At 61.5% G+C, this 12802-nt stretch carries 11 protein-coding genes and 1 pseudogene; 3 read left to right on the top strand and 9 right to left on the bottom strand.

Going from position 1 to position 12802, the window contains the following annotated elements; translation table 11 throughout:
• Positions 1-188 (top strand): annotated as a pseudogene (locus tag NW841_RS08330) (GTPase HflX); the annotation flags it as partial.
• 123 nt (positions 189-311) lie between these two features.
• Positions 312-2042 carry a diflavin flavoprotein gene (locus NW841_RS08325; protein WP_414386069.1) on the top strand — a complete coding sequence of 577 codons (1731 nt, stop codon included), beginning with the start codon at positions 312-314 and terminating at the stop codon, positions 2040-2042.
• A gap of 62 nt (positions 2043-2104) precedes the next feature.
• Here NW841_RS08325 and NW841_RS08320 read toward each other — a convergent pair whose 3' ends face one another.
• From NW841_RS08320 to NW841_RS08285, 8 genes are all read right to left on the bottom strand, one after another.
• On the bottom strand, positions 2105-2476 hold the full coding sequence (locus tag NW841_RS08320) for a hypothetical protein (protein WP_414366525.1): 372 nt from the start codon (positions 2474-2476) through the stop codon (positions 2105-2107).
• Positions 2477-2629: 153 nt separating this feature from the next.
• On the bottom strand, positions 2630-3280 hold the full coding sequence (locus tag NW841_RS08315) for a precorrin-8X methylmutase (RefSeq protein WP_414371540.1): 651 nt from the start codon (positions 3278-3280) through the stop codon (positions 2630-2632).
• A 60-nt stretch (positions 3281-3340) separates the two neighbouring features.
• Entirely contained in the window at positions 3341-3682 is a 342-nt protein-coding gene (locus tag NW841_RS08310; protein WP_414386068.1) for a histidine triad nucleotide-binding protein, read from the bottom strand.
• 48 nt (positions 3683-3730) lie between these two features.
• Positions 3731-4069 carry a hypothetical protein gene (locus NW841_RS08305; RefSeq protein ID WP_414366521.1) on the bottom strand — a complete coding sequence of 113 codons (339 nt, stop codon included), beginning with the start codon at positions 4067-4069 and terminating at the stop codon, positions 3731-3733.
• A gap of 464 nt (positions 4070-4533) precedes the next feature.
• Positions 4534-6627: an FAD-dependent oxidoreductase gene (locus tag NW841_RS08300; protein ID WP_414386067.1), complete on the bottom strand. Its 2094-nt coding sequence runs from the start codon at positions 6625-6627 to the stop codon at positions 4534-4536.
• Positions 6628-7143: 516 nt separating this feature from the next.
• Positions 7144-8685, bottom strand: a complete 1542-nt coding sequence (locus NW841_RS08295) for an AAA family ATPase (RefSeq protein ID WP_414366604.1) — start codon at positions 8683-8685, stop codon at positions 7144-7146.
• Positions 8686-8815: 130 nt separating this feature from the next.
• Positions 8816-9865: a thiamine phosphate synthase gene (locus NW841_RS08290; protein WP_414386066.1), complete on the bottom strand. Its 1050-nt coding sequence runs from the start codon at positions 9863-9865 to the stop codon at positions 8816-8818.
• A gap of 69 nt (positions 9866-9934) precedes the next feature.
• Positions 9935-10240, bottom strand: a complete 306-nt coding sequence (locus tag NW841_RS08285) for a hypothetical protein (RefSeq protein WP_414366606.1) — start codon at positions 10238-10240, stop codon at positions 9935-9937.
• Positions 10241-10367: 127 nt separating this feature from the next.
• Here NW841_RS08285 and NW841_RS08280 point away from each other — a divergent pair, with 127 nt between their 5' ends.
• Entirely contained in the window at positions 10368-11537 is a 1170-nt protein-coding gene (locus NW841_RS08280) for a lipid-A-disaccharide synthase-related protein (protein WP_414366601.1), read from the top strand.
• Here the strand turns inward: NW841_RS08280 and NW841_RS08275 are convergent.
• Positions 11534-12802 (bottom strand): cytosine deaminase (locus NW841_RS08275; protein WP_414386065.1); only part of this gene is annotated, 1269 nt, incomplete at its 5' end. The two genes, NW841_RS08280 and NW841_RS08275, sit on opposite strands and share 4 nt — an antisense overlap.

The following is a 12802-nucleotide window of genomic DNA, read 5'->3' as shown; positions in this document are numbered from 1 at the left end:
TGGTGTTTAACAAAATTGACCGCCTCGATCCCGAATGGGTAGAGGATGTGCGCCTGCTTTATCCTAAGGCTCTCTTTGTCTCCGCTGCCACCGGCCAAAACTTGGATCAACTGCGCCACACCCTGGCCCAATTTGCCGCAGCCTTTGCTCCCACTTCCTTTGGGGGTCGGCAGTTTGGGGATCCCTGAAGCATTTCATCAGAAAATCGAAACTTGGCGGCTGCCCTCTCGCGCCTGCCGGCCCCAACATTCAGTTACATCAGGGTTACGATGAGTGTTAAGTAAAGTTGCCATTTGGCAAAGGGGGGAAACATGGCCGCTACGGCAGTTGCACCGCGTTCAGCTCATCTTACGCTGCAAACTCTGCTCATTGGGGCCGATACCCTGGCCATCCGCTCCCAAGACTGGGATCGGGATCGGTTTGACATTGAGTTTGCCCTGGAAAATGGCACGACCTACAACTCCTTTTTGATTCGCGGGGAAAAGGTGGCCCTGATTGACACCTCCCACGAAAAATTTCGCCAGTTGTACTTGGATTTGCTGCAAGGCATCCTGGATCCCGCCACCATCGACTACTTGGTGGTCAGCCACACCGAGCCGGATCACAGCGGCCTGGTTGGGGATCTGCTGGAGCTAGCCCCTCAAATGACAGTGGTAGCCTCCAAAGTGGCCGTGCAATTTCTGGAAAACCTCGTGCATCGGCCCTTCCGGCACCTGGTGGTGAAGCAGGGGGATCGCCTGGATCTGGGCAAGGGACATGTCCTGGAGTTCATCTCTGCCCCCAACCTGCACTGGCCCGACACCATCCTCACCTACGACCACGGCACCCAGATCCTCTACACCTGCGACGTCTTTGGGATGCACTACTGCGACGACTTTGCCTGGGACGAGCATCCCCACCTGCTACAGGCCGACTTTAAGCTCTACTACGACTGCCTCATGGGGCCCAATGCCCGCTCGGTGTTGTCTGCCCTCAAGCGCATGGAGGCCCTGCCACCCATTGCCGCCATTGCCACCGGCCACGGCCCCCTGCTGCGCCATCACTTGTCCGACTGGGTGGAGCACTACCGCACCTGGAGCCTAGAGCAGGCCAAAGCCGAACGAATGGTGGCGGTGTTCTACCTATCGGGCTACGGCCAGGCAGAAGCCTTGGCTCAGGCGATTGCCCGCGGGATCCAAAAAACCGGCGTTGCCGTCGAGCTGGCGGATCTGCGGCTGCTGGATGCCCACGAGGTGCGCGAGCTGATGAGCCTGGCCGCCGGCGTGGTGATAGGCATGCCCCCCCAATCAGGGCCAGATGCGGCCACCACCCAGGTGCTGCTGAAAACCCTCTTGGCCTCTGCCCACAGCAAACAAGGCTTTGGCCTCTTCGAGTCGGGCGGTGAAGATGATGAGTCGGTCTACCTCTGCCGCAACACGCTGCAGGAACTGGGCGCCAAAGAGGTGTTCCCTCCCATTCTCCTCAAGCAGCCCGTGAACGAAACTCTGCTGCAAGCAGCGGAGGAAGCTGGCACTGATCTAGGGCAATGGCTAACGCGGGATCGCAACATTCAGCAGATGAAAGCCTTGGATGCCGATCTGGATCGCGCCCTGGGCCGCATCAGCAATGGCCTTTACATCCTCACCGCCCGCAAAGGACAGGCCACCAGCGCCATGCTCGCCTCCTGGGTGGCCCAGGCCAGCAGCGATCCGCCAGGGATCAGCGTGGCCGTGGCCAAGGATCGGGCGATTGAGTCCTTCCTACAGGTGGGGGATACCTTTGTCCTTAACGTGTTGCAGGAGGGCCACTACCAGCCCTTAATGCGCCACTTCCTAAAGCGCTTCCCGCCGGGAGCCGACCGCTTTGCCGGCATCAAGACCTACCCCGCCGCCAACGGATCCCCTATCCTTGCTGATGCCCTGGCCTACCTGGAGTGCCGCGTGGTCAGCCGCCTGGAAACCAGCGACCACTGGGTAGTGTACAGCACCCTGGAAGCCGGACGGGTCTCCAGCCCTGAGGGCCTCACCGCCATCCACCATCGCAAGGTGGGAAATCATTACTGAACCCCTGATCCCCCTCCCTGAGGAGAAATAGCTGTCCTGCTGCCGCAAGCACTTCCCCCCTTTCAATAGGAGACTCGGTAGACCAGCCCGTTGGCATGTAGAAAAAAAGGGCTACCTTCTCCCAAAGGGATCCCGGCTGGCTGCAGGGGAAAAGGCAGCTCTTCTGGTCTTTGTTCCGCCTTCTGAGAGAGGCGGTAGAAGATCCCCTCGAACCTACAAAAGGGAACCTCCGCAGCAGCATGCTGCTGTTGCCAGCGCTGGTAGGGGCTGAGCCGAGCTTCCCTCCGGTCGATGTCCGGCGGCGCCGGGAGAGCCGGCTGGTCAGCGGGCAGAAGAGCCGCCACTCGACTGGGATCCGTTTGGGCCCACCCTCCCCCGGCCAAGGTCAACGCCAAAAGCCAGCCGCTTCCCCAAACCCAGATCAACTGACGCATGACCGGATCCCCGTTCGACTAGCCGCTTCCCAGGCCACTTCTTTGCTCCGGCGCTGAGAAGATGGCTCTTATCTTGCCAAGGCTGGACGGAGGGAGGAGTGACCGAGATCCCGCTGAAACTGTGATCTGGATTCAAGTGCAGAGCGCTCCCGTCTATCTGGTAACCGATTTGCCGGGAGGGTCTGGGCTGCTGGCCTGCACATAGGCCTGCCAAGCCAAGTCCAAAAGTCCATCCAAGACCGCCGCCGCCACGGCAGGGCCGCCCTTACGTCCCTCGGTGCGGATGTGGGGCACCATCGAATCGGCCAGCTCCCGCTTGGCTTTCACCACATCCACAAACCCAGCCGGCGTCGCGATTACCAGGGCAGGGGCCACCTCTTTCTCGGCGATTAACTGCACCAAGGTGGAAAGAGCCGTCTGGGATTGACCAACGATAAAGATGGCCTCAGGATAGCGTTGGGCCAGGGTTTGCAGGCCCCAAGCAGAGCGGGTCTTGTCCCTCTGGGGACGGGTAACAGCTTCGCTGCCGCAGTAGATGGGGTTGGAGAAGGTGTTCTGCACTGCCCGTGCAATGCCCACCTGCACCATTGGCTCGTCCACCACAATGGTGGTGCGCGCCGCCAAAGCCGCCGCCCCCGCCTGCAGCGCCTCGTTGGCGAAACGGAGGAGGTGAAGATATTCAAAGTCTGCAGTAGCGTAAATTACCCGACGCACCACCTCATATTCGGCAGGGGAAAGCTCATGCTTGCCCACCTCCTGATCGATGATCATCAGGCTTTCCGCATCGGTGACATGCCACTCCATTGCCCCTAGACCTCGTGCGCCAGCCGCCTTCCCAGCATTCTAGCTGGGGGAAACCCAGAGCTAGCCTGGCGGCCAGCCCATCGCCCGACCGCCCAGGACGTGGATGTGCAAGTGAAAGACGGTTTGACCGCCATCTTCTCCTTGGTTGATGACCAAGCGATAACCTTTGCTGAGGCCAGCTTCGGCAGCCACCCGCTGAGCCGTCAGCAGCAGGTGCCCTAGCAACGCTTCGTGTTCGGGCTTGGCCTGGGCAATGCCGGGGATAGGCTCCTTGGGCACCACCAAGATGTGGACAGGGGCTTGAGGGGCGATGTCTTTGAAGGCGATGGCCCGCTCATCTTCGTAGACAATCTGGGCCGGGATCTCCCTGCGGATGATCCTGCTAAAAACGGTGTCGCTCATGGGTAGTCACGAACCAATCCTGCCCTTAGCCTACCCGGTTTATGGATCTCATTGGTTGAGCAGCCACTCAAACTCCCGCTGTAAGGATTGAATGTGCCCCACCCGCGAGACCAACAGGGCATCTTCCCCAGCATCCCGAAAGCGAGACCGCCACAAACTCACCAAATCAGGGTTGCTGCACCAAAAGCGGATGACGGTTTCGACCAACTGATCCCAGTCCCAGCCCCGCCGCGCCGGCACCTCCTCCAGGGATCCCAGCAGCGCATCCAGGGTGCACGGGCGGGTGCCCAGGTACTCTACCCCACAAGGCCGCTTTGCCAGCTCCTGCTGCTGACAGAAAAAATCGAGGGCAGGGGCAATGCCGATGATCTCAAAGGTATAAACCATTGGATTCAGTCCTACAGAGTTTTCTCGCGAAAATAGAGATCTTGCCAAAAGAGGCTAGAAGCCCCTCGACCGACTTAAGTTGGGATCCCTTCCCAACCCTCATCGGCCTGAACCTGAATGTTGGTGGATAGTAGGCACTGATTATACTCAACTTGGGCCAATTGCCAAGGCTAAAAAGCAGGTGGACAGAACTCTTTCTCCGCCGGCTACTACCTGGGGATGGATGCTTTGGCACGCAAGCGGGGAGCCTTGCCTGATGAGCGCTCCGGTGAACAATCCTGTGCAGATAAGGGAGAAAACTGCTAGCAAACCAAGGTAGCGAATGCTAGCACTCATCGAGATTTTTTGCGAGTTGATTCTGCCCACATAACAGTCGGCACCCACCTCTCCTACAGACATTAGAGAGACGGTGGTTCCAAGAGAGCGAAAGCCTAGAAACAACTGGTGCGATGAAAGTCTCCGGCCTAGGCCCTTTCTTCTATCCAGGTCGGTATTGGGTTTTGCAGGTTTTGCCCGGCAGGAGAGCTGGGAGCGGGGAGATGAAACTCCAGGCGCGGCTGGCCTACCCCATAGGTGAGGGTGTAGCTCCAGCTCAGGCAGCGCAACCACAGGCGGGGGTAGCGGGACTCCAGCCAGGGTTGCAGGCGCCGCACCAGCTTGGGGAACCAGCCCCGCAGCAGAGCTGAGAGCAAAGCCAGGCCAGTGTAGCTGAAGTAGGTGGGCAGCCAGCGGGCAAAGCCTTCTGCCCCCACTGCTTCCCAGATCCACAGCAGCAGCCGCGGGTTCTGCAGAGCGGCTTTGACGGCCATGCGGTTAAAGGCCAGCCAACCGGCTCGGTCTTTGATAAAGTCGTCCACCACCTCGGGCGGCTCGGTGGTGAGGATGCCGAAAAAGCTGTTGAGAATGGCGTTGATGCGCTCAGGCGGCAACACCTTGCCGGTGGGCACCATCATCCCCCGCGAGAACAACCAAGTGACAGCGGAGTTGCCCTGGTAGGCGCGAACCTGAGCCAAGTCAGAGGCTTTGAGCAGGTCGTGGCGCAAGGCCGTATCCAGCAAATCGCACAGGCGAGAGCAGTTGCGCACCAGGGATCCAAACCCCGTAAAGCTCAAGGGTGATTGCAGGGCTGCCGCATCCCCAATCAAGAGGACGCGGTCGAAGGGCTCTTTGGGAGCTGGCTGCTGGCCGAAGCGTCCGGGGATATAGCCAAAGGTGGCCTTCTTCCACTGCAAGTGCTCCGGGTCGCAGCGGCGGTACTCGGGCAGGATGGTAAAAAAGTCTTCGTACAACTCCAAGAGGGATCCCGGGTTTTCCGGATGCACCTGGTGGTAGTGGAACAGGTAGAAGGTGAGATCCTCCCCTGGCCCAGGGAATAGTTCCCAGATGAGCTGCCGACCGCGGCTGATGTCCCCGTGGCTGGCGAGGATGTCGCCAAATTGGGGATCCCAAACCCCCGGCTCAAACCCCCCTGCAATGGTGGCCCCCACCGTTGGGCAGACGCTGTCAAAGGCGCGGCGGCCGTAGAGCTGCTGGGCAATGGGGGAGGCCGTCCCCATGGCATCCACCAACAGGCGGGATCCTAGAGAGAACGCTTCTTGAGTGGTTAAGGACTTAACCACCACTGTGACGCCCTGCTCCTCGATGTAGGCCCGCTGAAACTCGCTGCGCTCGTAGATGGCACCACCCCTGGATCTCAAGATTTGACCACAGAGCTGCAGGAGCTTTTCGGCATCAATGGCCAGGTTGAGCACCGTCGGCGTGTGCAAGACGGGGGCGCGCACGGGGCTGTTGCCATCAAAAAACTTGTTAAACCCATCGGTGTATTCCCTGAGGATGAGGCTCTCCATCTCCTCAGGGCTGAGGAGGCCAAACTCCACCAGCGTCTGCAGCTCCCGCCGCGAAATGTTCCACTCCCGATTCATGCGGCCAAAGGGGAGCCGTTCCACCAAGGCTACGCGATAGCCTAGGCGGGCCATGGCTGCGCCGTAGATGGCCCCCAACGCCCCGCCCACGATCACCAAGTCCCACTCCAAGGGGGCAGGTTCAGGGGCCGGCTGGCGAAACAGCACCGGCTGCCGCTGAGGATGGGGGGATTGCACTTCTTCCCGCCAGCGCTTCTCCCACCAGTAAACCCGCTGCAGGTCGAACTCGCCGTTGGGAATGCGGCGGAAGTACTTTACCGTCTGCGGGTAAAAAGGCTCCAGTTGCTCAAAGATGGATCCCTGGCTGGGATCGACCTCTGGCAACTGCGGGTAGCGGTGGGGAAATTGGCTTTGGATGGCCCTCTCCACTTCCTTTAGCCAGCGGTTCTGCCGGGGGAAAGGCCGCTCTGACCACTGAAAGATCTTGAGATAGGTGGTGTTCAGCCCCGACCAGAGGAAAGCGGCCAGCTTGGCTCCGGATCCCTCTAGGCGCAGACCGCTGGGGGTAAGCACCTTTTGGCTGCCCGTAGGCAGAGGCAGGTGCTCCTGCAGCCAGCGCAGCACTTGAGCGGTATCTGGGCAAGGGATCTCGCGGTAGTAGAGGGGCTTGAGCACAGCGCCAAGACACAAAGCCAATTTTTACCCATTGTGACACGACGGGATCCCTGAGGGGGTGGTTGTCTCAACCATCCGTCCCCAGAGACGTCAGTAGTGCTCAGGAAGGGAAAGTGGCAAGTCCCAGTTACAAATGAGCCGCCTGCCGGGAATCCGACTCCAGGGCTTGAACCTGAGCCTGGTGGGTTTCCCAACGGGATAGTTTGGTGGCCCTGTACTTGAGTGCCGGGCGGAAAAGCCCGTAAGCTCATGCAGCTTGCATAGCTACAGGGCAAAAGCCAGCTTCTTGAAGGCAAACGAGCTGCCCAGTGGCGGTGAAAAACCCGACCGGTGGCCAGCTTCTGCGTGGGTCTTACGCGAGAAAGAGGGGGTTCCGGCCCAACCTGCTGAAGAAAGTAAGCAGAACCTTGGGGCTTTGCCTCAAGGAACGGGGGAGGGGCGGTTTGACAACGCCTTTACGCGTCGGTTTGTGGACTGCGAGTTGGCAGGAGTGTTAACGCTTGCTTCCTTCGAGCCGAGAAGATTTGGGGATTCCCTCTACGAAGCCGCAAAACATTGCTTCATCTCCTGCAGCACCTGGGCATCCTGGGAGGCAGTTCTAGCGCCTGCTTGGGCAGCCCAGCACTTGAGACTTTCGATCTGGTCGCGGGCAATGGAGGCCAGGGGCACAGTTTCGCGGATGGCCTGCAGGATGTCTTCCTGGGTAAAGTCTCGCCGAGCGCCGCTGCCGCTGCCCCCAAAGGCGTTGTACATAGCATCTACAATGGCCTGCTCAATCTCAGCGCCACTGAAGTTCTGGGCAGCCGCTGCCAAGGCATCCAGGTCAAACTCCCGCAGGCGGCTGGGGCGCAACCGCTGCAGGTGTACCCGGAAGATCTCCTTGCGCTCGGCTTCGGTGGGCAGGTTGAGGAAGAAGATCTCGTCAAAGCGGCCCTTGCGCAACAGCTCCGGCGGCAGCAAAGGCACGTTATTGGCTGTGGCCACGATGAAGACCGGGCTGGTTTTCTCCTGCATCCAGGTAATCAGGCTGCCAAACACCCGGCGGCTGGTGCCCGAATCCCCGTCGGCGCCGCTGGTGATGTTGCCAAAGGCCTTGTCAATTTCGTCAATCCAGAGCACACAGGGGGCCATGGCCTCCGCCAGTTGGATCATCTGCCGCACGCGGCTTTCCGATTCGCCAACAATGCCGGCAAATAGGCGCCCGGCATCCAATCTCAGCAGGGGCAGACGCCACTCATTGGCGATGGTCTTGGCCGAGAGAGACTTGCCGGTGCCCTGGATCCCCACCAGCAGCACCCCCTTGGGGTTGGGCAGGCCGTAGCGCCGCGCCTCTTCGGTAAAGGCTTCCTGGCGCACCCGCACCCAAGCTTTGAGGTTGTCCAGCCCGCCCACGCTTTTTAGGGTCTCGCGGGCGGTGAAAAACTCCAGGATGCCGGTCTGGCGGATGGCCTGCTTTTTCTCCTCCAACACCAGGTCAATATCGGCCTCGTTCACCTCCTGCTTAGCGGCCAAGGCGCGGGCCAAGACGCGGCGGATGCGCTCGCGGCTCAGCCCCTGACAGGCCTTGACCAGTTGCTCGCGACCTAGAGGGCTGAGCTTGAGTTTTTCCGGGGCCACGTAGAGCTGGATGAGGCGGTTGATCTCCTCGCTGTTGGGCAGGGGAATGTCGACAACAGTGATCTCCTCGGCTAAGTCGCTGGGCACTTCCAGGGTGTGGCTGAGCAGGATCAGCGTCTTGCGGGTGCGCTTGAGCTCGCGGCTGAGGTTCTTCAGCTCCCGCAGGATGGGGGCATTTTTGTCGCTGCTGGCGTTGCGCAGCACAAAGTGCAGATCCCGCAGCACAAACAGGGTGTCTTCCTGGGGAGCCGAGCGCCACACCCGCCCTAGGGCGGCCATGATGGAGCCACGGTCTTCGCCAGTATCCTGCCAGCCCCGCACCAAATCCCAAAACAGCAGCCGCCGCGGCGGATCGGTTCTCTTGGCTACTTGCACGAGCACGGCGTCCGCCGGCTCCTCTTCGGGGGAAACCAGGTAGATCAGGGGGTAGCGGGCCCGGATCATCAGATCCAGCTCCCGCATCAGTTCCCCTTGCACTTCGGTGGCAATCCCGCTCAAGCCGGGATCCCCGCTGCCTTGCCGATTGCGATCGGGGAGCTCTTTGAGATCTTTTGCGGCTTCTGCCATCGATGAGAAAACAGTGGGGTTCTCCTTACCAGGATAGAGCAGGGATCCCTTGCAGCTCCGCCAGCATGGCGCGGGCAGTCTGGGTGGGATCCGCCGCCTCCATCAGGGCCCGCACCACGGCTACGCGGCTGGCGCCTGCCTGGCGCACCTCGGCCAGGTTGTGGAGATCGATGCCGCCGATGGCAAACCAGGGCAGATGGGCCTTCTCAGCAGCTAGGCGCACGTACTCCAAGCCGGCAGGGGGTTTTTCCGCTTTGGTGGGAGTGGCATAGACAGGGCCGACGCCGATGTAGTCCACGCCGCTACTGAGGGCTTGGGCCAGCTCCTCAGCGTTGGTGGTGGAGAGGCCAATTAGGCGCTGGGATCCCAGCAGCTGCCGGGCTTGGGCAACCGGCAGATCTGTCTGGCCTAGGTGCACGCCGTCCGCCTGGCTGACCAAAGCCAAGTCCACCCGGTCGTTGACGATCATCAACGCCTGGTAGCGGTCGCACAGCTGCCGCAGCTGTTTGAGATCCCAGAGCATCTCCCTATCGGGGAGGTTCTTGCGGCGGTACTGCACCAGTGTCACCCCCCCGCGCAGGGACTTTTCCACCACCTCCAGCCAGTGGGGCACCGGGCTAGTGACCAGGTAGAGATGAGCCGCCAACAGCCGTTGGCGCAGGGATCCCTCCAGCAGCTCGCTTTCTAGAACGTAGAGGCGGTAGCGCATCTCTTTGGCCAGCTTGGCCAGCCCTGGGGCCAACCAGTGGTGAGATTCGGCCAGCTTACCGTATTCTTCCAGCACCCGTAGGGCTTCTTGCACACGGCTGCAATTGGCCTGCAACACGTGGCCAAGATCCCGCCGCTCCTCTTCCTGGGGATGGGAGATCTGGGTGCCCGGGTCGGCAGCGGTGTCGCGGGCCAACCGCAGCGGGTCGCTGTGCCAACGAGCTAGGGCCTGGCGCATGGCCTTGCATTCGCCAGCCAGCTCGCCGTTTTCTAGGCCAAAGCGAAACCACTCCTCCAGCACCCGTAATCCCTCACGAGCTCGGTCGAGGTTGGCATCCAGGATACGGGCGACGGCCTGCGGTTTCATGTCCCCTGCGTGTGGGAGTTTTAATCTTTTTTTTTACTGTAAGTTGAAACGGTTTTTCTGGCACCTGCCCTAGCCTTTGTCCGCAAAGGAAGCAGGCTGGTGCCAAAGGGCGTTGAGGAAAGCCTGCTGCGGCGTGTGTCCCCAGGCAAACTCGCGGGGGCCGATCCCTTCCGGCAGGTAGGCCCAAGCGTAGCACTCGCAGGCAGGAAAGTAGCGGATCTCCCACCAGGGCTGGCCGGCGGCCACATCCTTCACCGCCCGCCAAAAATGCCCTCGCTGACGGGTAAGACGGGTCTCGACGAAGTAAGGGCCTTCCAGGTGCAAAGCTTCCACCGCTGCAATAAACTCAGCTCGTTGTCGCTCATTGCGGATCATCACCCTGGCTTCCCCTCGCAGGTTGGCTCTATTTTAAGGGGAGATTTTGGGTAGGCTACGAAGTTCTGCTCGTTTAGCTCGAATAGAGGCGGCAACACTTCAGAGTTGAACCCCCATCCTCTAGCCAATGAATCCACAGAATTTGTCGCGGGTGCTGTGCCTGAGCAATGGCCACGGGGAAGATGAGGTAGGTAGTCGCATCGCCCTGGCCCTGACTGGCCTGGGGATCTCGGTGCAAGCCCTGCCGATTGTGGGGGAAGGCACCGCCTATTGCCGCCGCGGCATCCCGCTGCTGCCCCTGACCCAGGTGATGCCTTCGGGGGGATTTATCTATCAAGATTGGCGGCAGTTGTGGCGGGATCTGCGTGCTGGCTTGCTGGGCCTGACCGGGCGGCAATTGGCTTTGGTTCGCCAGGCGGCGGCTCAAGTGGAGCTGGTGCTGGCGGTGGGGGACATTGTGCCTTTGTTAATGGCCTGGTGGAGCGGCAGCCCCTACGTCTTTGTGGGCACAGCCAAGTCGGACTATTATTGGCGGGACGAACAAGGGCCCTACCGACGCGCTTGGCTGAGACAGCCGGTTTCCGATTATCTGCCCTGGGAGCGCTGGCTCATGGCCCGTAGGCGCTGTCGCGGCTCCTTCTTGCGAGATGAGCTGACGGCCACCGCTCTGCAAAAGCGGGGCCTCCGGGCTTTCTACCTGGGCAACCCGATGATGGATGACTTGGAGCCGCGGGGAGAATTGCCTTTGGATCCCGACCGGCCTGCGGTGCTGCTGCTGCCGGGATCCCGCCCGCCAGAGGCCTACCGCAACTGGGCCTTGATGATGCAGGTGGTCGAGCAGCTGCCGCCGGAAATCCAAGTTTACGCCGCCCTCAGCCCCAACCTGGAGCGGGCACCTCTTCAGGAGAAGATCCCCTCTTGGCGCCGCGACCTGCTCCTGGTGTGGGGAGATTTCGGCACCTGTGCCCACCGGGCCACGGCAGTGCTGGCCATGGCGGGGACGGCCACCGAACAATGTGTGGGCTTGGGGAAGCCGGTGGTCACCCTGCCGGGGGAGGGGCCGCAATTTACCCCCCGCTTTGCCGAAGCTCAAACCCGTCTCCTGGGATCCGCCGTCCACCTCACTTCACCCCAGCAGGCCCCTGCCGTGCTCTGCCAAATTCTAGACCGCCTGGCCAGCGATCCCGCTTACGCCGCCCAACTGCGGGCCCACGGGCAGCGGCGTATGGGATCCCCTGGCGCTGCTCAGCGCATTGCCGCCCAGATTAAAGCCTGGCTCTCCAACCCTGCTGGCTAAGCCCGCCCCACCCCCTCCATCAGGTCGTCCAGCTCTGCGTAGTCCGGCAGCGCCGTGTCGATGGGCTGGCCTTGGCGCAGTACCACCCGATCGTGCTGAGGTCGGGAAAGGAGCTCGTCAAACCCCCGGCCCTTGAACAGCACCAAGTCTGCCGGCAGGCCCACCCCAATTTGTCCGGCCTCTACCAAGCCCATCCTACGGGCCGGGGTGGCAGTGATGGCCTGCGGCCAATCCCCGTAGGGGGTGTCCAGGTGCAGGATGCGGGTGGCCTCCCGAAACACTTCTAGGCCGTCGTGATCCCCGAAGCCGTGGAAAGGATCCCGGCAGTTGTCACTGGCTATCATCACCGGCACGCCCAAAGCCTTCAGCTCATGGAGCAGCGTTACCCCCCGCCAGCGGGGCGTGTGGCCGGGGCGGCGGTCTTGTAAATAGAGGTTACACATGGGCAGGCTGACCACGGCGATCCCCGCCTCTTTGACCAGGGCCATGGTCTGGTGGGCCACCTGCGGTGGCTGCACCGCCAAACTGCAGCAATGGCCGCACACCACCTGGCCGGAAAACTCATGGCGCAAGGTTGCTGCTGCCACGTGTCTCAACGTGAGGGATCCCGGATCCTCCATCTCGTCGGTGTGGAAGTCGAGATCCAGCCCCCGCTCCTGGGCCAGGGCAAACACCCGCTCCAACTGCTCATCCAGCTCCGGCCCCATCGCCGCTACCCCACCTAGGATCCCGCCCAGCTCTGCCACCTTGTCCGCCAGCTTCTCCCCTGCCGGCGTGAGAAAGAAGTCCAAATGGGTCAACGTCACTGCCTGCAGCTCCAGTCTGCCCGCCCACTCTCGCCGCAACTGGGCAAACACCTCCCAACTCACCTGGGCGTGGGGGCCGTTGCAGACCAGGTGGGTGCGCACCGCCTGGGATCCATGGGCATAGCTGCAGCGCAGGCCAAAGTCGCAGCGGCGGTAGATATCCTGCCAAAGTTTTTCGTGCCTGCCGGCGTAGGCCCGCTCCATTTTGGCCCAGTCTTCCTGCTCAGCCCGGATTGCCCCGGCAAACGTGCCGTCGGGGTTGGGGGTGCGCGGCCACACGTGCCCCTTGTCCAGGTGGGTGTGGATATCGACAAAACAGGGCCACACCTGGCCCCGCCTCAGATCTACGCTCGCGATCCCCTGAGGTGGGATCCCATTGGCTGCTTGGATGCGGGCAATTCTCCCCGCCTCTATTTCCAGATCCAGCAGCACCAGGCCCTCCCGGTTAGGCGCGGCCCC

It is taken from the genome of Synechococcus sp. H60.3, assembly GCF_047462295.1.
GTDB lineage: Bacteria > Cyanobacteriota > Cyanobacteriia > Thermostichales > Thermostichaceae > Thermostichus.
The sequence above is the reverse complement of the archived record's forward strand: the minus strand, read 5'-3'. Positions and strand labels throughout refer to the sequence as shown.